We start from the raw sequence: 23548 nt of genomic DNA, 5'->3' as shown, positions 1-23548 counted from the left end.
CGCTGTTAATTTGCTTCCCAGCTATGAGAAACAGCTAGCCGCAATATGCACGACTGATTTTGCCGGTCGTGGTGTCTGTTTCGATAGTTATGCGCTCCTGCCTGAAATCCATTGTAACCGGGTCGCCGGGCTTCACTTGGCGGACGATGGTTGCGCCTGTCAGCTGCATGGCGGCGTCGTCGGTAAGTCTATCCTTGCCAGCGAGGGTTTCTGCGACATCTTTTTTTGCAAATTCCAGCCTGAGCTTCGGGCGCAGCCGGGACTTGTTCTTTTTGACATGCGGATACCGCAAGCACCAGCACCGCACCGGACAACAAAAATGAGCGACGCATGAAATCCATGATCAAGATATCCTTTCAGAACAAACCATCTGCCACCGGAATAGCGCTATTGCGAAACACCAGCAGCCCTATGACCGTTGATAATCTCGCTCAGATGACTGGAACCTGAACGCAGGACGATTTCCTGTTGGCGCAGCAAATCAGTATCGATATGTTTTGCCGGAATAGCGATCGGTATCAGGATGGAACTATGAACCTGCATAATGGAAGCATATGGGCGCGGTTCCGCTCTGCCTTGCTCCCATTTATCATATGGCTTCTGCTCAATTTTCTGGTGATCAGCGGCCTTGCAGTCTATCAGCGATCCGAATTGTTGTCCGAACTCCAGGCGGCCAGTTTCACGTTACATCGTGAAGCTTCTCAACGTGCGGTTCAGCATGATGCCCATTTGACTGCGCTTTCGACGATTGCGCAATCCAAGGTGCGGACTGCCGAACTCTCACAAGACGACGTGTTTCTCGAAGTCGCTACGACCATCACACGTTTCTATCCACGGATCGATGAAATTCAACTTGTGCCGATCGACCCGTCAGCGCCTGTTACCGGCACAAGAGAGCTGGAACCGGAGCTGACCGCAACCATACGAGCGGCGGCACTCTCATCGAGCGGCGTTCCGAAACTGATCACACCAGCGGCGCGTCCCGGGCATTACCTGATTATAAAGCGCAGCCCGAATAACGACGATCCCCACGATGGGCTGGCGCTATCGATCAATGCTGACGCCCTGATCAGCTCGGACGATGCATTCTGGCGCCGTAGCGGTGTTGCGCGCCGTCTTCTGATGCCGGATGGAACAATTCTTTTCAGCAACCCAGTATCATTTGGCGCAGCGCTCTTTTCCAAGCAATTGGGAAGCGCCTCTCAGCCGCTTCTTTTCGAAACCGCCATGAAGGTGGGATGGGCCGCTCTGCTGCCTCTGGACCAGTTGATCCCGATCCTCATTCTCATAAATCTGCTTTTCTTCGGGGGCTGGTCATCATTCGCCAAATGAAACGCACACGCCATGCGGAGCGTCGCGCAGAACTGAGCGGCCTTGAAGCCCGCCTGGCCCATGCGTCGCGCGTCAACACGATGGGGGAAATGGCAAGCGGCATGGCGCATGAATTGACGCAGCCGCTGACGGCGCTTCTCGCTGGGGCGCAGGCCGGACGCCGCCTGTTGAGCCGCAACAACACAACGGCGCTTGCGAGTGCGCTTGACGATATGGTGGATCAGGCGCGCCGCGCTTCGGCCATTCTGGATCGGTTGCGCAACTGGTCGCGTCCGCAACGCAGGGAAAACATCAAAGCCGACCTGCGCCTTTCACTGCAAAATGTACAAACCTTGCTGGCCTCAGAAGCAAAACGGCAAAGTGTCGGGTTAGACCTCCTGATGCCTGAAAGCCCTTTGTTGGCCGCAGTAGACCCGGTGGAAATGGAGCAGGTAATGTTCAATCTTCTGCGCAATGCCATCGAGTCTTTTCGTGACACCGACGATGATCGTGATCGGCACGTAACAGCGTCGCTTAAAACGGAAGGAACCATGGCGGTTCTGGAGGTTCAGGATAACGGCCCAGGTGTCGCGCCCGAGCTGCTGCCTCGCCTTTTCACGCCGTTTACGACAAACCGTCCCGAGGGAACCGGCCTTGGACTTGCGCTGAGCCAACGTCTCGTTGAACGCTTCGGCGGCGAGATTTCCTATATCCCACAGGAACACGGCGCGCTATTTCGCGTGGTGCTTCCGATGGCTGCCGACAGAGAAAGTTGAAATTAATGGTTCAGCCTGTTTACCTCGTCGATGACGATGCAGCAGTCAGAAAGGCCCTCAGCCTTCTACTCTCGACCATAGATATCGAGGTTAAAACTTTTGCAGATCCGTCTGCATTTCTGGCGCAATTGCCACGACTGACGCCCGGATGCCTGATTTTCGACATTCGTATGCCGGTGATGACGGGCCTTAAACTGCAGGAGGTTTTGGCTGCGCAGGAAATCGACTGGCCTGTGATCATTATTTCCGGCCACGGCGATATCGAAGCCTGTCGCCGCGCTTTTCGCAATGGCGCTGTAGATTATCTATCCAAACCCGTCGATGAGCAGGACCTGATCGATGCGATCCAGAAAGCCCAGCAATTGCTGGACCACAAGCTGGGCAGCAAGGCGCTGAGAGCCGAAACGCTTGCCTTGCTCGATATGTTGACAGCACGCGAGCGCGAGGTGCTGGACCGTATTGCGCAAGGCTTCACCACCCGGCAGATTGCGGATGGTCTTGGGTTATCTCCACGCACCATCGACAGTCACCGTGCAGCCATTGGCGTAAAACTAGGCACCACATCGCAAGCGGAAATGACTCGCCTGTGGCTCGAAGGAAGTGCAAATCCGTAGAACTACGGATAAGATCGCAAAGGCTACGGATTCAGTTTCAGGGCGGGCAGAGTTAGATCACACCCATCGAAACCGAGGAACGACCATGATCCGCAAACTTGCTATTATCGCTCTGTCGCTGGCTCCGGCTACCGCTTTCGCTCAGACCCTTCCCACGACGCCCTATCTGCCGCTCGATCTGGCAACCAAAGCCGCTCAGGCTGCACTCGATGCATGTGTCGCCAAGGGCAACAATGTGAGCGTCGCAGTTGTTGCGCGTGATGGATCGACGAAGGTGCTGCTGAAAGCCGATCTTTCCGGCCCGCACACTGGCAACAGCGCCACAGGAAAAGCGTTCACGGCGGCAGCTCTTGGCCGTGACTCCGGCGAACTCGCAGAATTTATCGCGTCGAAGCCAGCCAATAGCGGCATGCGGGATATGGATTCACGCTTCGTCATCCAGGCGGGCGGGCTGCCGATCAAGATCGGCGATGCGCTAGTGGGCGGAATTGGCGTCGGCGGCGCACCGTCGGGCGCAACGGATGCCGAATGTGCACTCGCCGGCATCCAGGCAATCGTTGCTAAATAAAGAACAGTCGGGGCCGCAGCTAAGCGGCCCTAATCTTTTCTGGCAGGTGAGCCATTGTTGCCTTGAAACGAGGTTCCTTTTCATAGATGAAGGCGGGATAATCCGCGCCTACGGACTCTGAACGGGACGGCGAACAGATCACCTATCAAAGAAAATAACGGTGAAGCGTTCTGATCAGACGTTGGCGAAGCTATGCCAGTTGCGCGCGACATTTCACCCGAGCACTTGATTAAAAAAGCCACTTTGGTACTAAAAGAAGGCCATTACGCAATCAGGATGTGATCCAGAATTTTGATATGACGAATATTTTTCAAATCTTGCTCAATATTTCCAACGGTTTGAAGAATGTGTCGGCATTTCCTCTCATGATGGATGCCAGATCAGACGATGCCATCGGGTTGCTGCACACATAAGTTTGCAGCGACCCCGACACTCCCATCACTACGAAACACCTAGTTCGCACTGGCAGGGCCAGTCGTTCTTTTCAACGTTTGGGTTTTTAAATGGCTATCTGGACTGAGTTGGCGCGCGCCGGCAATGACGCTGGCGACGAAATATTGTTGCGACAAAGAGGCGATATCTATGAAATTCGATATAACGGGTTGGAATTGATGTCGAACGTCAATTTCCAATCGGAGATTGTTCTCGCTGAACGTTCACTGCGCTTCTTAAATCACACGCCCAAGAGAATTCTCATCGGTGGGCTTGGCATGGGTTTCACGCTTCGAGCAGCGCTCGATTTTGTTCCGCAGGACACGCAGATAACCGTGTGTGAACTCGTTCCTGAAATTGTCGAATGGAACCGTTCCGTCATCGGTCATCTGGCCGACCATCCAATTCGGGATCATCGTGTTGAACTTCAGGTTGGCGACGTCATGGAGACGTTACGACAGCGGCCTGCGGCATATGATTTGATTTTGATGGATACCGATAATGGTCCTGATTTTCTCGTAAGAGAACAGAACAATGCGATTTACTCTGGAAGCGGCCTCGCCGTCCTGGGAAGAGCTCTGATCCCGACAGGGGCGGCAAGTTTCTGGTCTGCAACCACATCGTCAAAGTTCGAGAGAATGCTTGATGCGGAACGATGGAACTGGAACCGTCACGATATATGCCTGATAGGTGGCAGAGCCGATGCATTTCATTATGTTTATTCTGTCAATCGAAGCGCAAAAACGGTTCTTCAATCCCAAAAGAATAGCAGCCCGCGCCAACCAGTCAGTGCCTGACAACTCCATGGGGAGGAAGGCGGCTTACCGCTGTCTTCCTTTCATCATCTGCATATCTCGCACTGCTGCAAAGGCGAGGTCGGCGAGCGGCCCGGTCGCAAATTCTACTTCCACAGTATAATACGCTAGGCGTTCAGCGCATCGGATGCTAAATCCTCCATAGAAAGACATGACGACCACGGAAGCTCGAGACGCAGCGATGATGAATCACGAATCCCATGACCCAGGCGGCAAGGTTCGCTTGAAGGTTAAACCGGAGATCAGAGGCGACGCAATCTTTTCCGAATGCGGTCGATACCGTCGTCTTCTGACGCGCGAATGGGACGGTGGAGATAAAGACGGATATGTGCTCTGGATCGGCATGAACCCCAGCACTGCGGCCTATGATGTGGACGATCCAACGGTTTTCAAAGAGCAGAAGTTTACGCGCCGCTGGGGCTACAGCCGCTATGTAAAATGCAACGTGATGGATTATCGCGCCACGCATCCAAAAATGTTGCTGGAAGAAGGTGTTGTTCCTTGCACCGAGGAGAATGTTCAGACAATTCTCGAACAGGCCAAACATGCAGCAATCGTGGTGATGGCCTATGGATCACTGCACAAGAAGTTTGCGCATCATGGCGAGCTCATCACGAATGCGCTGCGCAACAACAATATCAAGCTCCATGCGCTGAAGATTACAAATAATGGCTCGCCCGGCCACCCGCTTTATTTGAAGGATACGAGCGAATTGATCGCTTATTGAAACACGAACGATGTTCGGCTGGACACAAAAAATATTATCGATCCGGGGAGCGGTTGATGCGCAAAACCGGCACCACAGACCAACGATAGAAAGACGGAAAATTGGCCAAGAACCTTCCCCGCAATCAGGCTGGTTTTGCAACGCGCGCGATCCATATCGGTCAGGAACCAGATCCTTTGACCGGAGCCGTGATCCCTCCGATCTACCATGCAACGACATATGTGCAGGACGGGATTGGAGCGAGCAAAGGTTTCGACTACACCCGCAGCGGCAATCCAACCCGAAATGGTCTGGAACGCTGCCTCGCAGACCTTGAAGGTGCAGAAGCGGCGTTCGTTTTTCCGAGCGGCCTTGCTGCAGCGGCGACATTGATTGAAGCGCTCCCGGCGGGATCGTCGATATTGGCGCATAACGATCTCTATGGCGGTGTCTATCGACTGCTTGCCGACGTCAAGCCGATCACGGCGGCGCATAATGTCAGTTTCGTGGATTTTTCCGACGAAGCCGCTCTTCGCCAGGCCGTCGCCGATCACAAGCCCGCTCTGCTCTGGTTTGAAACACCATCCAACCCAACACTGCGCATCGTTGATCTTTCTCTGGTCGCGGAACTCGGCAACAAGGCTGGAGCGATCACGGTTTGCGACAGCACCTTCTCCTCGCCAGCTGGCCAGCGCCCGATCGACTACGGAATTGATGTGGTCGTCCATTCGGCAACGAAAATGCTGAACGGGCATTCCGATCTTCTCGGCGGCGTGGTTGCGGTCTCTTCGAACGCTCCCGCCGGGCTTGCGGAACGCGTCAAATATTTGCAAAACGCGCTCGGTTCCGTGATGTCGCCGACCGATTGCGCTCTTTTGCACCGCTCGCTGAAAACCTTGGAAATTCGCAGCATCCGGCAATCGGAAACCGCGCTGAAGCTTGCAACCCATCTCGAACAAAGAGCTCAAGAACTGGGGCTGACCAAGGTTGTATATCCCGGTCTGGAAAGCCACCCGCAGCATAAACTGGCGGCGGATCAGATGATCAATTTCGGTTGCGTCATCTCCATAGAAGTCGCAGGTGACCTTGCACGCGTCGAAAGCATTTTGACTTCGACCCGCTATTTCCACTTCGCTGTCAGCCTTGGAAGTGTGGAAAGTCTCATTCAGCATCCGTTTTCACTGACACATGCGGTTGTGCCAGAAGACCAGAAGAATGATCTGGGCATTGGCGCGCAGCTCATTCGCATCTCTATCGGTCTGGAAGACCCGGAGGATCTGGAAGCCGACCTTGTGCAGGCATTGATAAATAACCGCTGATCGGTTTTTCGAATAGAAGCAAAGTAGCGAGGCGGCCCCAGCAATCCGCCCGCCATTTTGCTTCACTGACAATTAAAACCCGCATCAGCGACTCTGTGGGTGCATCGCACCTGTCGGAACATTATTCCAGCGAGACTGTTGATCTACTCATCTTGCAGCGATGAGGATAGAGCAATGAAACAGTTCATTATCGCGTTAGTTTTTGCAGTCGCCTCGACTGCAGCGTCTGCGCAAACACCCGGCATGCCGACCCAATCGGGTGGACAGGAACCTGAGGTGCCGGGAAACCCGCCGCCTTCGTCCAATCAGCAGCCTGCTGCACCAGAGAACGTACCCGTTCCTGAAAAAGCGCAACCACCAAAACATGATCGTAAAGACCGGATTGAGAAGCACACAAAGTGTGTGCCAGGTCAGGACGCGAAGAAATGCAGGGACGAACAGCGCGGTCGCAAGTAATCGGCTATCTGTCGTCATTCCTTTTGGAACAATCTCCGTATCGCGCGGTTTGGTAGGGCTATTTCGCTTCGCGTCTGTGCGTAGCGGACCAAGCACTCCATTCCAATGAGCGCATTGATGCCGGAGGAAAAGACATGCCCGCAAAATCGAAAGCACAGCAACAGGCCGCCGGGGCGGCCCTCGCCGCAAAACGCGGAGACAAAGCCAAAAGCAGCTTGCAAGGCGCGTCCAAGCAAATGGAAAAATCCATGAGCGAGACGGAACTCGAGAAAATGGCTTCCACCAAGCAAAAGGGAAAGCCGAACCACGCATCCAAGTCCTGAACGTCAACCTGCAAGAATTATCAGGACGATGAAACATTTAGCGGCCTGATGGGTTGGGCAGGCCTGTCGCTGAACGGAGCGGCATCAACGTCTGAAACCCCAAAGGGAGAGTTGGAAATGGCCAGAACCAAGCAACGCACACTTGAGGATCTCTTTTACGATACGCTGAAAGATATCTACTATGCTGAGCGGAAGATATTGAAAGCGCTACCGAAAATGGCGCGCGCCGCCGAAGACGAAAAGCTCAAGAATGCTTTCATGAAACACTATGAGCAGACGGAAGGGCATGTCGAACGCTTGCAGCAATGTTTCGAGATTCTCGGAAAGCGCGCGCAGGGCAAAACATGCGAAGCGATTGAGGGTATCATTGCCGAGGGCGAAGAGATTATGGATGAATTTTCCGAGACCCCCGCTCTGGATGCAGGCCTGATCTCTGCCGCACAGGCGGTTGAGCACTATGAAATAACCCGTTACGGCACCCTGAAGCGTTGGGCACAAACATTGGGCTACAATGATGTGGCCAAGCTGCTCGATCAAACCTTGCAGGAAGAAGGCCAGACAGACAAGGACCTGACCCAGCTTGCTGAAACGTCAGCCAATCGTCACGCCGAAGCTGCCTGAGTTTAATGGACAGCTACGAGAAAATTTGCGTCGTCAGCCAGTCTTCCGACAGTCGGCATAATGTTGCCAGTGTCGAGGCCATCGCTGAACGGTTGGCGAAACTGACGGGCATCCGTCTCGGTTCCACTGTGCAGCATTTCGACGACGCAGACCGGACATTCTTTGTTCCGACTTTCTCGCTTATCCGACAAAGCCACCCCGAACTCGATGCCGATCAGTTTTGGGGTGGCTGTGTGGATCAGGAATTCATGACGACCAAACTGGCGACACACCCCGCCTGGACCGAAGAAGACGCTCTGCCGACCGGCTGGATGCCCCAATTCGCGAAGGATCTGGAAGGTTCTGCCCTCTCCGGTTACTCCGTTTTCTCGCATGACCATGCTGCGCAAGCGGGTGCGTTTCTTCTCGACAAGCGAAAGATCCGATTGAAAGATCCCTATGCATCGGGCGGCAAAAAGCAAAGTGTCTTTCAAAACAATCACGAACTGGACCTGTTTCTTCAAACGCTTTCGGAAAGCGATATCGCTAGAGGAATGGTAATTGAGGAAGATATTGAAAACTCATCGACCTATTCGGTCGGGCAGGTCAGTCTTGCCGGTCTGACCATGAGCTATCTCGGTCGCCAATATACCGCGAGCGACCTCAACGGCGAGACCGTTTATGCGGGAAGTCGGCTCTATGTGGCACGCGGCGGCTGGGATGCATTGCGAATTCGACTGCGCATGCCTGTCGCCCATCGAATTATCGAAGGCGCGCAACGCTACGATACCGCAGCCGAGCAACATTTCGGCCTCGTCGCTTCGCGTAAAAACTATGACGTTCTGGTCGGACCCGTGACGGAAGATGGCTTTTGTTGCGGAGTGCTAGAGCAATCATGGCGAGTGGGCGGGGCTTCTCCTGCGGAAATCCTCGCTCTGGAGGCGATGACTGCGGACAGTTCCGTCAGCGCCTTGAAGGTTGCCGCACGCGAGACTTACGGTGCAGAACCGCGGTTCGCAGCCGATGATTTTGTTGTGTATGCAGGCGAGGACGATATCGGCCAGCCGCTCTATAAATATGCACGAATAGAGAAACTCTATCATGATCCGTAATGCTACCACCATTGATGTAGACCAAGTCCAACTGGACGCCACGGTCATCTCACCGGACACAACCATTCCAGGCGTTTTGTTTCTCCACGGCTGGGCTGGGAATCAGGAACGCGATATCGAACGGGCTAAATCAATTTCGGAACTCGGTTGCGTTTGCCTGACATTCGACATGCGCGGTCACGGACATACAGTCACCAGCAACAAGACCGTAACGCGCGGAGAGAATCTCGATGATGTCATTGCCGCCTATGACCGGCTGGCAAGCTTAAAGATCGTCGAGGATGGTTCGATTGTCGTCGTCGGAAGCAGCTATGGCGGTTATCTGGCGACGCTATTGACGGAATTTCGGCCCGTCAGGTGGTTGGCTCTCAGAGCCCCTGCCCTTTATCGCGACAGTTATTGGCAATTGCCGAAAGCGCAACTCGATAGGGTTGATCTCCAATCCTATCGCTCGGCGTTGGTCGGAGCGGAGGACAATCGGGCGCTCCGTCAGGCACGGGAGTTTCGCGGGGACGTCCTGCTCGTTGAGTCCGAACACGATACAATTGTACCTCATCCAACCATCGCCAGTTATCAAAGCGCTTTCATCCATTCTCATTCACTGACCCTGCGTATGCTGGATGGTGCAGACCACGCTCTTGAGGACGCTGTTCACCAGAAGACTTATAACCATCTTCTGACACGTTGGATCAGGGAAATGGTTCTCGGCGCCCGTTAGAATACAGCGTAAAAGCAGAAACTTACGGCCATTATCCAACTCTGTTGGATCAAAACACAAGGCAGTGGAACATCCTAGCCTCTCGCTGGTTAGGACACCTCTCACGATGAAGGGAGGAATTCCATGAAAAGCTCAGTCCGATATCCAGCAGCCGCTGCTTTTGATCTTATTGCCACCACTGCCTTCGCCCAAACGGCGCCCTCTGATGAGCCGCAAACCCCTGCGGTTACAACGCCAGGCGAGACCAATCCGAACGCACCCGTTCCGGGCAAGAACAGTTTCACCGAAGAGCAGGCAAAGCAGCGTTTCACCGACGCAGGTTACACCAACATCATGAACCTCAAACTGGGCGAAGATGGCATCTGGCGCGCCGAAGCGGCGCGTGATGGACAGCCCTTTAAAGTTCAGCTCGACTTTCAGGGCAATGTAACCACGCAATAATAACGCAGCCCTAACCGAACGAAGGAGATGACAATGGTACATGTCACCGGTCTTTTCGATAATCATGACGAAGCGCTCGACGCTGTCCGGGCACTGCAAGAAGCAGGTATTTCAGCTGACGATATCAGCCTGATATCCAACAATACCAACGGCCAATATGCCGATGATGCTGTCAGAGAAGATCAATCCACCATTGCCGGGGTGGAAACTGGCGCTGGTGTCGGAGCTGTTGCGGGTGGTGGAGCCGGACTGCTGACGGGGCTGGGACTGCTTGCAATTCCCGGTGTCGGGCCCGTCGTTGCTGGCGGCTGGCTCACAGCCACCCTCGTCGGGCTGGTCGGTGGTGCCGCCGCAGGCGGTGTTGCAGGCGGTATCGTTGGCGCGCTGATGGAAAGCGGCATTCCGGAGGAAGAAGCGCAAGCCTATTCCGAAGCGATCCGCCGGGGCAGCACGCTGGTCGTCGTTCGGTGCGACGAAGAGGACCGTCCGAAAGTGGAAGCGATTTTCGACGAGTGGGCGCGTGTGGACATCCGGAAACGGCGCAATGCTTATGTCGATGAAGGTTGGGAAGGATTCAGCGCTTCTGGCGCGCCATACACATCCGACCAGATCGAGCAAGAACGCCGCCGATGGACATAATTTAGAAGTGGAGCAGCCAGCATGAAGGAGGTTACTCCCAAGGATGCCCGGCAAGGCCGGAAGGGAAGCCGGATTTTCCTGATCCTTATTGTCAGTCTGGTGCTGGCGATGATTGTCTGGGCAGCGGTCGAATTTTACGGCCAGTTGACCCCCGGCAGGGGTTTCATGGATGACAACAGCAAGCCGCCCGCATCCACGGAATCGAAACCTCCTGCTTCTGCAACGGGGGCGCAATGACACGCCCGGCGACAAAAATTACGGAGGCTACCCTGGCCTCCGTTCGGCATGAAGCGCTTAGCTGTCGGCGTTGCGAGCTATACAAAAATGCGACGCAAACAGTCTTTGGCGAAGGGCCGGTGGGAGCCGGTATCATGTTCGTTGCAGAACAGCCGGGAGATAAGGAGGATCAAGGGGGGCGCCCCTTGATCGGTCCGGCAGGGCAGATGTTTGAACGCTGCCTCGCGGAAGCAGGCCTTTCACGCGATCGTTGCTATCTCACCAACGCGGTCAAACATTTCCGACATATTCAGCGGGGCAAGAAAAGGCTCCATCAGCGCCCTTCGACCAGCCATATAGAGGCGTGTCGCTGGTGGCTCGAGCAGGAGATCGAACTGGTCCACCCGCAACTTATTGTGGCGCTGGGAGCGACCGCCGTGCAATCCCTGTTGGAGAAGACAGTTCGGATAGCGGACATGCGCGGGCGGTTGCTCGCTTACGGTGAGAATACCCAATTGCTCGCCACCATCCACCCTTCTTACCTGCTGCGGCTACGAAGCCGACCGGATTTCGAGAAAGAACGCGCCTTGTTCCTCAAAGAGCTCGCGATGGCTGCGGATTTTGCCAATTAATCCGGACTCTGGACAAACGTGAAGTTTGTTACACCAATAGCGCGGAACATCGGCGCGCCGGTCGGGTTAGGCTTATGTCACGCGCGACAGATACCTTGGAAAGCATGAAACCCACCGGAAGGAAAGATAATGGCCCAGAGTCATACACCAAGCCATACCCAGGGTGGCACCCACGAACAACATGTCAAGGCTGGTCAGCAAAGCCATAAGAACGACGGCAAGCAGGCTAGCGGTGGCAATAATCAGCAGTCTTCCTCACGCGGCGGCTCACACGAGAAGCATGTGAAGGCGGGGCAGCAAAGCCACAAGAACTCGTGACAAAAAAGGGCGGCATAAGCCGCCCCACACTCAAACCGAACCGTGGTTCGGAAAGGTCAGACTGATGTCTTGCCCCCTCCATTCCGACTACACGTTGGAACCGGACGAGCTTGTTGATATGATCCCGGCATTGCGCGCATTTGCGCGCACTTTTTATAGCCAACGGGAAGATGCCGAAGATCTCGTACAGGAAACGCTCGTTAAAGCCCTAGCAAACCGGGAGAAATATATCCCTTATTCCCCGCTGAAATCCTGGCTTTTCACCATTATGCGCAACACATTTTGCACCCGCATCCGGTTGCAAAAGCGAGAAGCGCCCGGTGTTGCCGAATGTATATCGCCGACCGCAAGCGTCGGTGCTTCACAGGAATATACGCTCGAAGCACATGATGTGCAGATCGCGCTTGAAACCTTGCCACAGAAATATCGCCGTGTGCTTTCGCTGGTGGTGCTGGAAGGTAAAAGCTATGAACGTACAGCTGAAATTTGCGCTTGTTCGATTGGTACAGTGAAAAGCCGTCTGCATCGCGCCCGCCATAAGCTGCACGATATCGTCGATAGTTGATGAACGAAAAACTGTCGAACTGCCTATTCATAGCGTTTTGATTGAAGCGCAAAACCATCGCCCGATATCTTGCGTTTTGCCTTCGGACATGACTAACTAACTACTTGTTATGATAAGTCTAAATGATAGGGCCATGTATTCATTTTCGGGCAAGCGCATTCTCGTTTTCGAAGACAGTTTTCTTCTTTCGGAGGAAACCGGTCGCAAACTTGGTGCGATTGGTGCTGTAATTCTTGGCCCCGTCAACACGACCGAGCAAGCGCTCCATTTTCTCCAAAACGAAGAAGTCGACGCCGCTATACTTGATGTGGCGCTGGAGCCGGCAACTGTATTGCCGCTTGTCGATGCGCTTGAAACGCGATCGACGCCGTTCATTTTCGCCCTGTCCATGAATCCGGCGAGTGATAACAAGGGCTTTACCGGCTTCGTGCTGAGTAATCGTGACAATGATCTGTCGGTCATTGCCGAAGCTCTTTTTCGTCGTCGCGGTCTGGAACAGTAGTCCCGAACGTCACGGACACATTCTACGCCACATGATGGGAACACCGGAGGATTCCGGTGGTTAGATCCGAAGCGATAATAATGCTGAGGAAGGACAACCCTTTATGAATAAACAATATCCCACCCCTCCCTTCGATACGCCGCATCAGGCCATGCCAGGCTTGACGGAAAAGATGAATCCCAAGCCTGATCATGGCGAAGCAAGCTACAAGGGTTCCGGCAAGTTGGAAGGACGAAAAGCCATCATCACGGGCGGCGATAGCGGGATCGGACGCGCCGTAGCTATCGCCTTTGCACGAGAAGGTGCTGATGTTCTGATCGCCTATCTTCAGGAAGAGGCCGATGCGCTTGAAACGCGGTCGCTGATCGAGGCAGAGGGCCGCAAGGCCGTTTTGATGAAATGCGATATTCAGCGTTCCCAGACCTGCCGGGAAATTGCAGAGCGCGCCGCCAAAGAATTTGGGCAGATCGATATCCTGGTCAATAATGCCGCGCATCAGGCCAGTTTTAACGCGTTGGAAGATATCAGCGATGAAGAATGGGATCTGACCTTCCGTGTGAACATCCATGCAATGTTCTATCTGACAAAGGCCGCCCTGCCTCATATGAAACCGGGATCCGCGATCATCAACACGGCTTCGATCAATTCGGACATGCCCAACCCGACCTTGCTGGCTTATGCAACGACAAAGGGCGCCATCCAGAATTTCACTGCTGGCCTTGCGCAATTGCTGGCTGAAAAAGGCATTCGCGCCAATGCGGTTGCGCCGGGGCCGGTCTGGACGCCCCTGATCCCTTCCACATTGCCGGAAGAGGCTGTTGCATCATTCGGCAAACAGACGCCGATGAAACGACCCGCCCAGCCTGCGGAACTTGCCTCCGCCTATGTCATGCTGGCAGATCCACTATCGAGCTATACGTCAGGCGCAACCATTGCAGTCACGGGCGGAAAGCCAATCCTCTAAAAGAAAGCGCCCGCTTTAAGCGGGCGCTTCAATCGGGAGGATCTGTCTGTAAAGAATGGGGCGAAGGCTGCGTTCCAGCATCGTCATCGGTGGAAGGATAAAAGAGAGACCCTACCACCAGAAGCAACACCACACCGATGGCCAATAGAAGGAGCGTTCTCATTTGTCTGGCACGCGTTGCGCGTAGAGCCAATGCTCCTTGTCACCGCGGTCCTTCGGACGGTCGGTAGCCTTCTGGTCCTTCGACTTTTCTGAAGTCTTATCAGGCATTGTTGATGCCTTTCTATGCTCTTGTCGGAGTTGCTTGGGGATATGATGATCGTCCATCTCGTTCTCCTTTGGGCCAGTTTTTCGGGCTCAGACCGGCACCTAACCGACAAGCGCAGTTTATGTTCCCACAAAATTAGGCTCGATGATCGGTATCGAGGGACGCAATGAGGCTTATCAATTGCGGCTCGTCCACCAGCAGACCCGCCTCATCCGGCGAAAGCCATTTGCGCTGGCGCTGCTTCTGTTCTGGCCAACGGGCGTTTTCGCATTGAACATGCAACGGATAGACCCTCACCTTAACCGGGATGAAAACTCTTTTCAGGCGCTTCCAATACAGATAGTGGCCGATCGTAGAACGGCTGACTTTTCCTTCAATCCCCGCTTCTTCGAGGGCTTCAATACGTGCAGCGTCGGCGAGACTGCGCTTTTTCATCGGCCAGCCTTTCGGCAAGGTGAAGCGATGTGTGCTGCGCGACGTGACCAGCATGATCTTGAGGTGGCCATTTTCAAACCGATAGGGAAGTGCTGCCGCCTGCTCCAGCTCGTGGCCAGCCTTGGCCCGACGGATTCGCTTTTTCCATTTTCCACTAGCCATCGGCTCTCCTCCTGGAGCATCCCGATGCATAACCGCAAAAATACGCTTCTGTTCCATTTGAAACAATAACGCCATTTCATGGTTTGGGGTTCGAACATGTCAAAGGAGGAACGGGAAAATGCACGACGCAAAGCAGACTGAATGCATCACCGCCTGTCTCGACTGCTATCGCATCTGCACCGAAATGGCGTCCGACCATTGTCTGGAACGTGGAGGCGCACATGTCGAACCAAAACATTTCAGAACCATGCTGGGCTGCGCCGAACTTTGTCGTACTGCGGCGCACGTGATGATGCTTAAGAGCCCCATCCACAATGAGCTATGCAGGCTCTGCGCCCGGATATGCGACGACTGCGCGGAAAGCTGTCGCGCGCTGGATGATATGGAAGAATGTGTGGCGGCTTGCCAACGCTGCGCCGCATCCTGCAGGGAGATGGCAAATCATCCTGTGGAATGAGTGGCCTCTACAGCGGCTTCTCCTGCGGTATCCAGTGGATCGCGTCGGGATTAATCCCCAGAAGCAACGCCACGGCTACCGCACGGGCCTTCAGTTCCTCGGTGAGAACTGTGGATCGGGAAAGCACCCAGAAATAGTTGCGGCTTGACCCGACGATGATCGCCCACTCGTAATTCTCATCGAGATCAACAATGTTATAGCCGCCATAAAATGGGCCGAAGAAGGACACTTTCAACGCACCTTCGTCGGACGCGCCTACAAATTTTGCAGTACCGGTCGCACTTGTCGTACGACCTTTCCATGGATCAAACCCGCTATTGACGACGCGGACGGTTCCATCAGCGTTCAGAGAATATTCCGCCGTTGTGCGCGTGAGACCGCGTTCGAAGCGGTTTTCAATACGGCCAAGCTCAAACCATTTTCCAAGATAGCGGGAAAGATCGAACGGTTTCACCGGCACAACGCCTTTGGGCACTTGCGGCGATGCTGCCCTTGCCAGAGCAAATCCCAGTGCTAGCCCTGAAATTCCGAGCAGAAACTTGGCCGTTTTCATAATTGCGTCCTTCCTTGTCAGTTCATGACTAACCAGATGCGGGAGAAATAGTTCCGTTATTCAGGCATTCGCCATCAGCCATTTCAGCGTATTGCGTTCGGCTTTGCTCAGCCGAGGCGCCACAAGCCGGTTCGCTCCGGCGGCCTCCACTTCGCCAGCCAGCGTTCCCCGCTCCCAATGCTCGATAACGCCCGGATGAATATAGGCGCTGCGGCAAACCGCACGCGTATTGCCAAGCGATTGAGCGATACCGTCAATCACTTGATTGAGCACGCGCTTTCTGGCCGCTTCGCTTTCAGGTAATTCCGTCGAGCAGAGTGCTTCAACTGCCTCTGCGGTCGCAGCCCAGGTGCGAAAATGCTTGGAGGTAAATTCTGCCCCCATGGCGTCTCGCAGATAATCGTTGATATCCTGCGAGCAAACGGCGCGCCGGGCTCCCTCGTCATCGATATATTGGAACAGTTGCTGCCCCGGCAGCTCCTGTACTGACCGCACAATCCGTGCAATCCGCCTGTCGGACAGTTTCAGGTTCCAGCTCTTGCCCGACTTGCCCGTGAAAACCAGACGCAAGCCTGCTCCGTCGTCCTTGACATGGCGATTGCGCAAGGTGGTGATGCCAAAACTGTTGTTCTCCCGCGCATAGTTAGGGTTGCCAACGCGCAGCAACAGTCTGTCCATCATCCAGATGACGGTTGAGACCACCTTTTCCCGACCGAGGGAACGTCGCCGTATGTCTGCGTCGATCTTTTGCCGGAGACCGCTGAGCTTCTGACCAAAAGCCTGCAAGCTTGAAAACTTGCTCTGTCCGCGCTCTGCCATCCACGCAGGATGATAGATATACTGCTTCCTGCCGCGTGCGTCGCGGCCTGTAGCCTGTATGTGGCCATGCTGGTCGAGACATATCCAGACGTCCTTCCATGCGGGCGGAATGGCCAAGGCCGCTATCCGCACCTTTTCCCCCGCACTGACCGCATGTCGATGGCAATCGAGATAACGAAAGCCCGTGCCGCAACGAATGCGCTTTAGGCCCGGCTCGGTATCAGTGACATGGATCAGGCGATGCGGGATCGGCGATTTTTCGAGCAATGGTGCTTCCCCGAAATGGCTGTGGCGGAATCTCCTTCGCTGATAACCACCCAAACGCCTAACAGGTTCCAGCGCGGCCCTGAACCGGAACCTTCCAGCCTTCAATTGGTTATCCTCCACCTGAAAGGGGATGAAACGGTGCCGCACGCATTCTGGAAAGGCTATCTGAAACTGTCGCTCGTCACTTGTGCCGTCGAGTTAATGCCGGCGACCAGCGACAGCGAGAAAGTGCGCTTTCACACGCTCAACGCCAAAACAGGCAATCGGGTCATCAGCCGCTATGTCGATTCAGTGACGCACAAGCCTGTGCGCGATCAGGACGAGATCAAGGGCTTTGAGAAAGCGGAAGGCGACTATATCCTCCTTGAAGATGATGAGCTGGAAGCGGTGGCCCTCGAAAGCACACGCACCATCGATATCGATAAATTCGTAGAACGCGATAGCATCGGTTGGATCTGGTACGACAAGCCCCATTATCTCTCACCCGCTGACAAGGTTGGGCAGGAAGCCTTTGCAGTCATTCGGGAAGCGATGGACAAAAGCGGCGTCTGCGGCTTGGCGCGACTGGTAATGTACCGGCGCGAACGAGCCGTCCTTCTGGAGCCACGTGGTCCAGGTATTGTCTTATGGACCTTGCATTTCGGCGATGAAGTGCGAAAACCTGAGGATTATTTTTCAAATATCGGGGGCGAAAAGCCCGATAAAAAGCTGTTTTCCATGGTTCGTAAGCTGATCAAGGACAAGACGGAAGACTGGAATCCGGATTTGCTGAAGGACCCGGTTCAGAGGAATCTGAAATCGATGATAGCCGCCAAGAAGAAGAAAACAAAAGCACCCGCAAAGGCCAAATCCAGCGCCACGCCCCCGCCGACCAGCGGCAATGTTATCAACATCATGGATGCTTTGCGCAAAAGTCTCGCCAACGAGAAAAAACAGCGCTAACTGCTTATTTTGGCGCGTTCTCTTACCACTTCGGCAAAGGTTTTGCCGCTTTGCGGAAATCCTCCCATGGATCGTTCTTTAAAGCCGCAAGCCGCGTCGGCGTGTTCACTATGGTGAAATGGGTCGGACCGATTGCCGGGCTTACTTCATTCCATGCGAGCGGCATGGAAACCGCTGCACCCGGACGAGCGCGAGGCGAGTATGGCGCAACCGCAGTCATACCGCGTTGATTGCGCAAGTAATCAATGAGGATTTTGCCTTTGCGTTTGGCTTTGGAAATGGTTGATACGTAGCGATCAGGATTATCCGCCGCCATCTCGTCGGCGATTGCCTTGGTGAAAGCCTTCAGACTTTCCCAGTCGGCCTTCGGTTTTAACGGCACAACGACATGCAGCCCCTTGCCGCCCGACGTTTTTACAAAAGTGGTGAGGCCGTGTTTCTCAAGCCGCTCCTTTGTTTCAAAAGCGCCTTCGACGACGCGCTCCCAGGCCACACCGTCTCCGGGATCAAGATCCATGGTCAATATATCTGGCAGTTCCCAGTTTTTAAGGGTCGATCCCCATGGATGTATTTCCAGCGTGGCGGCCTGCACCAGCCCGATCAGACCGTCGAAATCCTTGATTGCTATGTACGGTTCTTCATCCTTCTCAGACGGATCATCAACCTCAACAATATGTTCGTTCAGACCCTTCCACGCGTGTTTCTGGAAGAAGTGCTGGCCGTCGATGCCTGTGGGACAGCGCAGCAAAGCCAGTGGCCGATTGATGATAAACGGCTCAATGCGCGGCCAGACCTCGGCGTAATAATCCGCCAATCCCTGTTTGGTGATACCCTCTTTCGGCCAGTATACACGGTCCGGGTGGGTGAGCTTCACATCGGCTTCTTCGGGAGCTGCTTTTTCGGGCCGGGCTGGCATGGCACTTTTCTCCAAGATGACCTCCTTCGCGGCCTTGTCGTCCCGCAAGCCGCGGAAAGACGCGTGGCGCAATCTCCTGTCTGCGGTCCATGCGCGAAACTCGATCTCTGCGACGAGCTGCGGTTTGACGAATATCGCGCCGCGCTTTTCTTCAGCTGTCAGCGTCGTGGCAAAGGGGCTTTTCTCCTGACGCATCGCGTTGAGCTTTTTATAAAGATCTTTGGCCAGTTTGACCGAAAATCCGGTTCCGACCCTCCCGACCGAAACGAGACCTTTCTTTTCCTGAACGCCCAGCAAAAGCGAACCGATTGCATCGCGCGTTGCGCTGGAAGGTACAAAGCCGGCAATGACAAATTCCTGTCGTCCGATGCATTTCGATTTGCGCCAGTCTTTGCTGCGTCCCGAACTATAAAGGCCCTCGCTCAGCTTCGAGACAATGCCTTCCAGCCCCAGACCGCAGGCATTGTTCAACACAGCTTCCCCGTCGGCATCAAAAGCCTCGCTATAGCGTAATGTGGCCATCGAAGGGGAGATAAGCTTTGCCAGCAGCGCCTTGCGCTCGACCAACGGCACCTGACGCAGATCGTTGCCATTAAAATAGAGGAGATCAAAGAGATAATAGGCGAAGCGATCCGAACGCCCCTCGCTCAAATCGCTTTGCAACGCGGAAAAATCCGACAAGCCCGCGCCGCTTTCCACCACAATTTCGCCGTCCAAAATGGCATTGTCGACGCCGGTCGCCAGAATATCTTTTGTGATCGCTTGGCCGAATTTTTCGGTCCAATCCAGCCCACTGCGCGAATAAAGCACGACATTGCCGTTTAAAACGTGCGCTTGAATACGATAGCCATCAAACTTGATTTCGTGAATCCAGCGGCTCCCTTCTGGAGCAGCGGATACCAACGTCGCCAATTGCGGTTCGATGAACTGCGGCATCGCAGCCTTTTTGGCGAGCTTCGGCAGAGGTTGCGCCTTTTCTTTGGCAACGCGGGTTTTAGCGATAGGCCCGGTTTTGGATGACCAGCCCGGCGCTTCATCTTCCACCTCGGCAATAACCCGCCCGGTTTTTACCGATTGCGGTTCTTCCTCGAGAATATCCGGATCGTTTGCCTCCCGCGCAAACTCATCCTCCCCCTTTATGAGCAGCCAGTTTTCGCGCTTTTCACCGGGCTTTCCATGCATTCGAACGAGATGCCAACGGCCCTTGAGCTTTTCGCCATCCAGTTCGAATTCCATGTGCCCATTATTGTACTGTTTGTGTGGATCGCCGATTGGCTTCCACTGCCCATTGTCCCAGACAATGACTGTGCCGCCGCCATATTCGCCCTTGGGGATTGCGCCTTCAAAACCGGCATATTCGAGAGGATGATCCTCCACATGGACAGCCAGACGCTTTTCACCGGGCACCAGACTTGGTCCACGCGTGACCGCCCAGCTTTTCAACACGCCGTCCATTTCGAGCCTGAAATCATAGTGCAACCGGCGCGCGTCGTGTTTCTGCACCACAAAAAGGTCGCCCTTGCTCCGCCCCGCCTTGCCGCGCGGCTCTTTCGTCAGGCTGAAGTCGCGTTTCTTGTTATAGGTTTCAAGCGGCTGTCCCATCATCCGGCCTTTCGGGGCTTCGCTTTGCTTGTCGCAGTTTTCGCCGGTTTTTTCTTCGGCGCGCTCATGGCTGCGCTCTTACGCAAGGCTTCCTTCAGATCGATCACGTCAGCAGTCTTTGGAGCGGCAGGCTTTTTGAGCGGCTTGCCTTCGATCTTCGCTTTTATCAGCTCGGCAAGCGCCGCGTCATAACGGTCGTCGAAGCTTGAGGGATCGAAACGGCCCATCTTGGTGTCGATGATATGCTTGGCCAGATCGAGCATTTCCCGGTCGAATTTGAATGCTTCGAGATTTGAAAATGCTTCGTTCGCAGAACGAACTTCATAATCAAAATTAAGCGTCGTTGCGATCAATCCATCGCCCTCCGCCCGGATAAGAATTTTGCGCGCGCGGCGGAAAAGCACCGCCTCTGCAACCGCCGCAACGTTTTCAGCTTTCAGGCCGTCGCGAAAAAGCGAGAAGACCTCGTCATCATCAACAGGCGCCAGATAATAGGGGCGGTCCAGATAGACATCATCGATATCACCACATTTGACAAAATGGGTGATGTTCAACGTTTTGTTGCTGTCCGGGATGGCCGACTGGATTTCATCATCATCGAAACTCACATAACGACCGGAAGAGATTTCATATCCCTTGATCTGCTCTTCGCGCGGAACAGCTTTGCCTGTATCGCTGTCGACAAATTCGCGGCTGAGACGATTGCCCGTTTTGCGATTGACCAGATGGAACGAAACCCGCTCGGAGGTTGATACCGCCGTATAAAGGCCGACAGGCATCAAAAGCTGCTCGACTTTCAACTGGCCTTTCCAGTTTGCGCGGATAGCCATGGCTTCCTCATTCCGTGTCAGATTACCTGCTCGGGTAAACTCGCAGAACCGCGAACTTGTTCCAGACAGCCGCTTCCCGAAAGCTGCACTAGCTCTCCGCCTTGAACTTTTTGGCCTCTGCGAGAAGCTTCTGCCGGTCACGGTGTCCCAAACGTTCGATCAATTCCCGTGCCTGTAGCGGCGAAAGATCCGAGTTCTCGGCGAGAAACTTGATATCCTCATCTTCAGTCAATGGAGCCGGGTTTTGCTCTTGCTCAGTCATGATGGTTTCCTCAATCGATTGGCTTTTGATAAGCTTGTGCGGCTGGGCTTCCTCGTCATATCCAGAACGTAGTGGCGTAACCGATGCAGATGATCGCGAGAATGACCATCCACCAGATCAGATAGATACGGCCTTCCTGCAATCCACGGCGCCGTTCAGATTCCACTTTCTGACCGCCCGGCGCTCGATAGACACGGGCACTATCGGTGGTTTTGTTGGGTGTAATCATCGCCATAAACCTCCCTGGCCCAACGATCTCGTAGAGCAAATGTTCCGGCGACCTCTTGCTGATTTCTTCCGGAGCCTCGGAATTCGACAACGCCGTTTTACTTTATAGACTTCGCCACGAAGGAACCGATCCCAGTCAAATAAGTTTCAATGGAGCGCTGTGTCGGCTTCCACTATCCTGGAGGAGGAATTGCCATGGAAAAGTTCTTCACTCGCCTTTCCCAGACTATCGCTGAACTGGCAGGGACATCCTATGCGTTCGGTGTTGCTTTGGGGTTCATACTCATATGGGCCTGTTCGGGTCCGATATTTGGCTTTTCCGACACCTGGCAGCTTGTCATCAACACAGCCACAACGATCATCACTTTCCTGATGGTCTTTCTGATCCAGAATTCGCAAAACCGCGATTCCACGGCAGTGGAGGCGAAGCTGGACGAAGTCATTCGTTGTCTGGAAGGCGCGCGTTCACAGCTTATCGGCATTGAACACCTCACCGAAAGCGAAGTCGAAGCGATACGGACGGCAATTGAGGACGAAAACGGAGATCAAACTACCAAAGTGAATGTTGAGGAATTGCTGCGTAGTGCGACCCGAAGAGCAAAAAGACACCGCCCGAAATAGACTGCGTTCCCGCAAGTCTTTCGACAGAAACCGATTTGGTTCGAAACATATGTGGTTTTGAGAAGTTAGACCTCCCTAATTAATGGAGGCTGAACAATGGCAAATCCTTCACCGAAGCCCGGAACGACCGATCAAAAACCGAAATGGGAAGGTCCACCGGAAAATCGACCGCGCGGTTATGAACCGGCAGAAGATAATCCCGACAAACAACGCGATGCAGCGGGACACAGCCTGTCAGATCCCGACCGCAAAAATCTCTCCGATGCTTTAAGCGAGCCAAAGTCCAACACCACGAAGAAAAAAGGAGATACGTAATGACGACGACTTCTCCAAACCCTATCCCCCTCAAGGCTCTCGCGCTGAATGCAACATTGAAAGGCAACGCGGATCATACGCCGTCCTCGACAGATGAACTGTTACGCTATCTGGATTCTCATCTCATTTCATATGGGGTAGAGACCGAACATCTGCGACTGAACGCATTCAATATCGAGCCGGGTGTGACATCCCGCGAAAGAGACGAGGATGAATGGCCCATTGTGCGGCAAAAGATTTTGGTATCCGACATTTTTATTCTCGGCACCCCGATCGGGCTCGGACAGCCATCCAGCATCTGCAAGCGTGTTTTAGAACGCATGGATGCCTTTCTTTCCGAAACAGAAGACAAGAACCGGACGCCTTCCTATGACTGTGTAGCTGCGGTCGTTGTGGTTGGTAATGAGGATGGCGCCCATCACGTATCCGCAGAGCTATATCAGGCTTTGAACGATGTTGGTTTGACCTTGCCAGCGAATGCCGTCACCTATTGGGTGGGCGAGGCGATGCAATCAACCAACTTCGTCGATCTCAACACAATTCCCGAAGTCGTTGTTTCAACGACGAAAATGGTCGCTGCAAATTGTGTCCATCTTGCCCATCTATTGAAGAACCACCCCTATCCAGGTAGCCATTAAAACATCATGGGCTGACTTGGGTTGTCCGGTTCCGGCGAAGGTGGCCCGGGATCGGGAAGCGGCGGTATTTGTTCCGGTTCGTCTGGGCCAATTGGATCACCATCGGGCTGGGGTATGGTGTCCGGTGGCCGTTGGGGGACTTTTTTCGGGCTCAGGCGATGGTATCTCCGGGGGATCGCCCGATTGCAATTCCAGAGCGTTCTTCT

33 protein-coding genes are annotated in these 23548 nt (G+C 54.2%); 25 read left to right on the top strand and 8 right to left on the bottom strand.

Features of this window, described 5'->3' with window-relative positions; all coding sequences use genetic code 11:
* Positions 1 to 34: 34 nt before the first annotated feature.
* Positions 35 to 292, bottom strand: coding sequence for an I78 family peptidase inhibitor (locus tag QLQ11_RS23815; protein ID WP_371836035.1), 258 nt, complete (start codon positions 290 to 292; stop codon positions 35 to 37).
* Positions 293 to 468: 176 nt separating this feature from the next.
* Here QLQ11_RS23815 and QLQ11_RS23810 point away from each other — a divergent pair, with 176 nt between their 5' ends.
* The 20 genes from QLQ11_RS23810 (at position 469) to QLQ11_RS23715 (ending at position 14027) form a co-directional block, all read left to right on the top strand.
* Positions 469 to 1332 carry a hypothetical protein gene (locus QLQ11_RS23810; protein ID WP_283735304.1) on the top strand — a complete coding sequence of 288 codons (864 nt, stop codon included), beginning with the start codon at positions 469 to 471 and terminating at the stop codon, positions 1330 to 1332.
* Complete coding sequence (locus QLQ11_RS23805) at positions 1329 to 2087, top strand: sensor histidine kinase (protein ID WP_283735305.1); 759 nt, start codon at positions 1329 to 1331, stop codon at positions 2085 to 2087. The genes QLQ11_RS23810 and QLQ11_RS23805 overlap by 4 nt, the downstream gene beginning before the upstream one ends.
* A gap of 5 nt (positions 2088 to 2092) precedes the next feature.
* A complete protein-coding gene (locus QLQ11_RS23800) occupies positions 2093 to 2701 on the top strand; it encodes a response regulator transcription factor (protein WP_121538922.1) in 609 nt (202 codons plus the stop codon).
* Between the two features lie 85 nt (positions 2702 to 2786).
* Positions 2787 to 3269, top strand: coding sequence for a heme-binding protein (locus tag QLQ11_RS23795; RefSeq protein ID WP_109365913.1), 483 nt, complete (start codon positions 2787 to 2789; stop codon positions 3267 to 3269).
* Positions 3270 to 3772: 503 nt separating this feature from the next.
* Positions 3773 to 4498 (top strand): hypothetical protein, encoded by a 726-nt coding sequence (locus tag QLQ11_RS23790; RefSeq protein ID WP_121538923.1) that lies wholly within the window; start codon positions 3773 to 3775, stop codon positions 4496 to 4498.
* Positions 4499 to 4667: 169 nt separating this feature from the next.
* Entirely contained in the window at positions 4668 to 5243 is a 576-nt protein-coding gene (locus QLQ11_RS23785; RefSeq protein ID WP_235859006.1) for a DUF1643 domain-containing protein, read from the top strand.
* Positions 5244 to 5344: 101 nt separating this feature from the next.
* A complete protein-coding gene (locus QLQ11_RS23780; protein WP_121538924.1) occupies positions 5345 to 6541 on the top strand; it encodes a PLP-dependent aspartate aminotransferase family protein in 1197 nt (398 codons plus the stop codon).
* A 174-nt stretch (positions 6542 to 6715) separates the two neighbouring features.
* Positions 6716 to 6997 carry a hypothetical protein gene (locus tag QLQ11_RS23775; protein WP_121538925.1) on the top strand — a complete coding sequence of 94 codons (282 nt, stop codon included), beginning with the start codon at positions 6716 to 6718 and terminating at the stop codon, positions 6995 to 6997.
* A gap of 134 nt (positions 6998 to 7131) precedes the next feature.
* Positions 7132 to 7320, top strand: a complete 189-nt coding sequence (locus tag QLQ11_RS23770; RefSeq protein WP_121538926.1) for a DUF3008 family protein — start codon at positions 7132 to 7134, stop codon at positions 7318 to 7320.
* Between the two features lie 117 nt (positions 7321 to 7437).
* A complete protein-coding gene (locus tag QLQ11_RS23765) occupies positions 7438 to 7941 on the top strand; it encodes a ferritin-like domain-containing protein (protein ID WP_109365908.1) in 504 nt (167 codons plus the stop codon).
* Positions 7942 to 7946: 5 nt separating this feature from the next.
* Positions 7947 to 9032 (top strand): DUF3182 family protein, encoded by a 1086-nt coding sequence (locus QLQ11_RS23760; RefSeq protein ID WP_121538927.1) that lies wholly within the window; start codon positions 7947 to 7949, stop codon positions 9030 to 9032.
* The gene (locus QLQ11_RS23755; protein WP_283735306.1) at positions 9022 to 9750 is read left to right on the top strand and encodes a S9 family peptidase; all 729 of its coding nucleotides are present in this window, start codon (positions 9022 to 9024) and stop codon (positions 9748 to 9750) included. The genes QLQ11_RS23760 and QLQ11_RS23755 overlap by 11 nt, the downstream gene beginning before the upstream one ends.
* Before the next feature lie 123 nt (positions 9751 to 9873).
* On the top strand, positions 9874 to 10191 hold the full coding sequence (locus tag QLQ11_RS23750; RefSeq protein ID WP_283735307.1) for a PepSY domain-containing protein: 318 nt from the start codon (positions 9874 to 9876) through the stop codon (positions 10189 to 10191).
* A 33-nt stretch (positions 10192 to 10224) separates the two neighbouring features.
* Positions 10225 to 10830 carry a hypothetical protein gene (locus QLQ11_RS23745; protein WP_121538930.1) on the top strand — a complete coding sequence of 202 codons (606 nt, stop codon included), beginning with the start codon at positions 10225 to 10227 and terminating at the stop codon, positions 10828 to 10830.
* 21 nt (positions 10831 to 10851) lie between these two features.
* Positions 10852 to 11067, top strand: a complete 216-nt coding sequence (locus tag QLQ11_RS23740) for a hypothetical protein (RefSeq protein ID WP_109365903.1) — start codon at positions 10852 to 10854, stop codon at positions 11065 to 11067.
* Positions 11064 to 11678: a UdgX family uracil-DNA binding protein gene (locus QLQ11_RS23735; RefSeq protein ID WP_121538931.1), complete on the top strand. Its 615-nt coding sequence runs from the start codon at positions 11064 to 11066 to the stop codon at positions 11676 to 11678. Before QLQ11_RS23740 ends, QLQ11_RS23735 begins: the two co-directional genes overlap by 4 nt.
* A gap of 129 nt (positions 11679 to 11807) precedes the next feature.
* The gene (locus QLQ11_RS23730) at positions 11808 to 11996 is read left to right on the top strand and encodes a hypothetical protein (RefSeq protein ID WP_121538932.1); all 189 of its coding nucleotides are present in this window, start codon (positions 11808 to 11810) and stop codon (positions 11994 to 11996) included.
* Between the two features lie 64 nt (positions 11997 to 12060).
* Positions 12061 to 12561: a sigma-70 family RNA polymerase sigma factor gene (locus QLQ11_RS23725; RefSeq protein ID WP_121538933.1), complete on the top strand. Its 501-nt coding sequence runs from the start codon at positions 12061 to 12063 to the stop codon at positions 12559 to 12561.
* 133 nt (positions 12562 to 12694) lie between these two features.
* On the top strand, positions 12695 to 13063 hold the full coding sequence (locus tag QLQ11_RS23720; RefSeq protein WP_235859007.1) for a transcriptional regulator: 369 nt from the start codon (positions 12695 to 12697) through the stop codon (positions 13061 to 13063).
* 103 nt (positions 13064 to 13166) lie between these two features.
* Positions 13167 to 14027: an SDR family oxidoreductase gene (locus QLQ11_RS23715; protein ID WP_121538934.1), complete on the top strand. Its 861-nt coding sequence runs from the start codon at positions 13167 to 13169 to the stop codon at positions 14025 to 14027.
* 403 nt (positions 14028 to 14430) lie between these two features.
* Here QLQ11_RS23715 and QLQ11_RS23710 read toward each other — a convergent pair whose 3' ends face one another.
* Positions 14431 to 14949, bottom strand: coding sequence for an NUDIX hydrolase (locus tag QLQ11_RS23710; protein ID WP_235859008.1), 519 nt, complete (start codon positions 14947 to 14949; stop codon positions 14431 to 14433).
* Positions 14950 to 15010: 61 nt separating this feature from the next.
* Between QLQ11_RS23710 and QLQ11_RS23705 the strand changes: the two genes are divergently transcribed.
* Positions 15011 to 15349, top strand: coding sequence for a four-helix bundle copper-binding protein (locus tag QLQ11_RS23705; protein WP_283735309.1), 339 nt, complete (start codon positions 15011 to 15013; stop codon positions 15347 to 15349).
* Positions 15350 to 15356: 7 nt separating this feature from the next.
* Here QLQ11_RS23705 and QLQ11_RS23700 read toward each other — a convergent pair whose 3' ends face one another.
* Together QLQ11_RS23700 and QLQ11_RS23695 are read right to left on the bottom strand one after the other, a co-directional pair.
* On the bottom strand, positions 15357 to 15902 hold the full coding sequence (locus QLQ11_RS23700; protein WP_283735310.1) for a lipocalin family protein: 546 nt from the start codon (positions 15900 to 15902) through the stop codon (positions 15357 to 15359).
* 60 nt (positions 15903 to 15962) lie between these two features.
* Entirely contained in the window at positions 15963 to 16988 is a 1026-nt protein-coding gene (locus tag QLQ11_RS23695; protein WP_121538937.1) for a DNA topoisomerase IB, read from the bottom strand.
* A gap of 138 nt (positions 16989 to 17126) precedes the next feature.
* On the opposite strand from QLQ11_RS23695, the gene QLQ11_RS23690 reads away from it, so the two are divergent.
* On the top strand, positions 17127 to 17930 hold the full coding sequence (locus QLQ11_RS23690) for a Ku protein (RefSeq protein ID WP_109366411.1): 804 nt from the start codon (positions 17127 to 17129) through the stop codon (positions 17928 to 17930).
* A 22-nt stretch (positions 17931 to 17952) separates the two neighbouring features.
* Here QLQ11_RS23690 and ligD read toward each other — a convergent pair whose 3' ends face one another.
* From ligD to QLQ11_RS23670, 4 genes are all read right to left on the bottom strand, one after another.
* Positions 17953 to 20448 (bottom strand): DNA ligase D, encoded by a 2496-nt coding sequence (gene ligD / locus QLQ11_RS23685; protein ID WP_121538990.1) that lies wholly within the window; start codon positions 20446 to 20448, stop codon positions 17953 to 17955.
* On the bottom strand, positions 20448 to 21278 hold the full coding sequence (locus tag QLQ11_RS23680) for a Ku protein (protein WP_121538938.1): 831 nt from the start codon (positions 21276 to 21278) through the stop codon (positions 20448 to 20450). Before QLQ11_RS23680 ends, ligD begins: the two co-directional genes overlap by 1 nt.
* Before the next feature lie 88 nt (positions 21279 to 21366).
* Positions 21367 to 21540 (bottom strand): hypothetical protein, encoded by a 174-nt coding sequence (locus tag QLQ11_RS23675; RefSeq protein WP_167836116.1) that lies wholly within the window; start codon positions 21538 to 21540, stop codon positions 21367 to 21369.
* A gap of 55 nt (positions 21541 to 21595) precedes the next feature.
* Entirely contained in the window at positions 21596 to 21769 is a 174-nt protein-coding gene (locus QLQ11_RS23670) for a hypothetical protein (RefSeq protein WP_167836117.1), read from the bottom strand.
* A 194-nt stretch (positions 21770 to 21963) separates the two neighbouring features.
* On the opposite strand from QLQ11_RS23670, the gene QLQ11_RS23665 reads away from it, so the two are divergent.
* From QLQ11_RS23665 to QLQ11_RS23655, 3 genes are all read left to right on the top strand, one after another.
* Positions 21964 to 22389 (top strand): low affinity iron permease family protein, encoded by a 426-nt coding sequence (locus QLQ11_RS23665; RefSeq protein WP_121538940.1) that lies wholly within the window; start codon positions 21964 to 21966, stop codon positions 22387 to 22389.
* A gap of 96 nt (positions 22390 to 22485) precedes the next feature.
* Positions 22486 to 22704 carry a hypothetical protein gene (locus tag QLQ11_RS23660; protein WP_121538941.1) on the top strand — a complete coding sequence of 73 codons (219 nt, stop codon included), beginning with the start codon at positions 22486 to 22488 and terminating at the stop codon, positions 22702 to 22704.
* Between the two features lie 23 nt (positions 22705 to 22727).
* Positions 22728 to 23342 (top strand): flavodoxin family protein, encoded by a 615-nt coding sequence (locus tag QLQ11_RS23655; protein ID WP_121538991.1) that lies wholly within the window; start codon positions 22728 to 22730, stop codon positions 23340 to 23342.
* Positions 23343 to 23548: the final 206 nt, after the last annotated feature.

The sequence above is a fragment of the Ochrobactrum sp. SSR genome (genome assembly GCF_030067775.1).
GTDB classification, from domain to species: domain Bacteria; phylum Pseudomonadota; class Alphaproteobacteria; order Rhizobiales; family Rhizobiaceae; genus Brucella; species Brucella teleogrylli.
This window is presented reverse-complemented; position numbering and strand designations above follow the sequence as displayed.

What these genes read in the sequence shown, in the direction of transcription:
- QLQ11_RS23805 (WP_283735305.1), top strand. Translation starts at nt 1,329, where the DNA reads ATGAAACGCACACGCCATGCGGAGCGTCGCGCAGAACTGAGCGGCCTT.
- QLQ11_RS23800 (WP_121538922.1), top strand. Translation starts at nt 2,093, where the DNA reads ATGGTTCAGCCTGTTTACCTCGTCGATGACGATGCAGCAGTCAGAAAG.
- QLQ11_RS23795 (WP_109365913.1), top strand. Translation starts at nt 2,787, where the DNA reads ATGATCCGCAAACTTGCTATTATCGCTCTGTCGCTGGCTCCGGCTACC.
- QLQ11_RS23790 (WP_121538923.1), top strand. Translation starts at nt 3,773, where the DNA reads ATGGCTATCTGGACTGAGTTGGCGCGCGCCGGCAATGACGCTGGCGAC.
- QLQ11_RS23785 (WP_235859006.1), top strand. Translation starts at nt 4,668, where the DNA reads ATGACGACCACGGAAGCTCGAGACGCAGCGATGATGAATCACGAATCC.
- QLQ11_RS23775 (WP_121538925.1), top strand. Translation starts at nt 6,716, where the DNA reads ATGAAACAGTTCATTATCGCGTTAGTTTTTGCAGTCGCCTCGACTGCA.
- QLQ11_RS23770 (WP_121538926.1), top strand. Translation starts at nt 7,132, where the DNA reads ATGCCCGCAAAATCGAAAGCACAGCAACAGGCCGCCGGGGCGGCCCTC.
- QLQ11_RS23765 (WP_109365908.1), top strand. Translation starts at nt 7,438, where the DNA reads ATGGCCAGAACCAAGCAACGCACACTTGAGGATCTCTTTTACGATACG.
- QLQ11_RS23760 (WP_121538927.1), top strand. Translation starts at nt 7,947, where the DNA reads ATGGACAGCTACGAGAAAATTTGCGTCGTCAGCCAGTCTTCCGACAGT.
- QLQ11_RS23755 (WP_283735306.1), top strand. Translation starts at nt 9,022, where the DNA reads ATGATCCGTAATGCTACCACCATTGATGTAGACCAAGTCCAACTGGAC.
- QLQ11_RS23750 (WP_283735307.1), top strand. Translation starts at nt 9,874, where the DNA reads ATGAAAAGCTCAGTCCGATATCCAGCAGCCGCTGCTTTTGATCTTATT.
- QLQ11_RS23745 (WP_121538930.1), top strand. Translation starts at nt 10,225, where the DNA reads ATGGTACATGTCACCGGTCTTTTCGATAATCATGACGAAGCGCTCGAC.
- QLQ11_RS23740 (WP_109365903.1), top strand. Translation starts at nt 10,852, where the DNA reads ATGAAGGAGGTTACTCCCAAGGATGCCCGGCAAGGCCGGAAGGGAAGC.
- QLQ11_RS23735 (WP_121538931.1), top strand. Translation starts at nt 11,064, where the DNA reads ATGACACGCCCGGCGACAAAAATTACGGAGGCTACCCTGGCCTCCGTT.
- QLQ11_RS23730 (WP_121538932.1), top strand. Translation starts at nt 11,808, where the DNA reads ATGGCCCAGAGTCATACACCAAGCCATACCCAGGGTGGCACCCACGAA.
- QLQ11_RS23725 (WP_121538933.1), top strand. Translation starts at nt 12,061, where the DNA reads ATGTCTTGCCCCCTCCATTCCGACTACACGTTGGAACCGGACGAGCTT.
- QLQ11_RS23720 (WP_235859007.1), top strand. Translation starts at nt 12,695, where the DNA reads ATGTATTCATTTTCGGGCAAGCGCATTCTCGTTTTCGAAGACAGTTTT.
- QLQ11_RS23715 (WP_121538934.1), top strand. Translation starts at nt 13,167, where the DNA reads ATGAATAAACAATATCCCACCCCTCCCTTCGATACGCCGCATCAGGCC.
- QLQ11_RS23710 (WP_235859008.1), bottom strand. Translation starts at nt 14,949, where the DNA reads ATGGAACAGAAGCGTATTTTTGCGGTTATGCATCGGGATGCTCCAGGA.
- QLQ11_RS23705 (WP_283735309.1), top strand. Translation starts at nt 15,011, where the DNA reads ATGCACGACGCAAAGCAGACTGAATGCATCACCGCCTGTCTCGACTGC.
- QLQ11_RS23700 (WP_283735310.1), bottom strand. Translation starts at nt 15,902, where the DNA reads ATGAAAACGGCCAAGTTTCTGCTCGGAATTTCAGGGCTAGCACTGGGA.
- ligD (WP_121538990.1), bottom strand. Translation starts at nt 20,448, where the DNA reads ATGGGACAGCCGCTTGAAACCTATAACAAGAAACGCGACTTCAGCCTG.
- QLQ11_RS23680 (WP_121538938.1), bottom strand. Translation starts at nt 21,278, where the DNA reads ATGGCTATCCGCGCAAACTGGAAAGGCCAGTTGAAAGTCGAGCAGCTT.
- QLQ11_RS23675 (WP_167836116.1), bottom strand. Translation starts at nt 21,540, where the DNA reads ATGACTGAGCAAGAGCAAAACCCGGCTCCATTGACTGAAGATGAGGAT.
- QLQ11_RS23670 (WP_167836117.1), bottom strand. Translation starts at nt 21,769, where the DNA reads ATGATTACACCCAACAAAACCACCGATAGTGCCCGTGTCTATCGAGCG.
- QLQ11_RS23665 (WP_121538940.1), top strand. Translation starts at nt 21,964, where the DNA reads ATGGAAAAGTTCTTCACTCGCCTTTCCCAGACTATCGCTGAACTGGCA.
- QLQ11_RS23660 (WP_121538941.1), top strand. Translation starts at nt 22,486, where the DNA reads ATGGCAAATCCTTCACCGAAGCCCGGAACGACCGATCAAAAACCGAAA.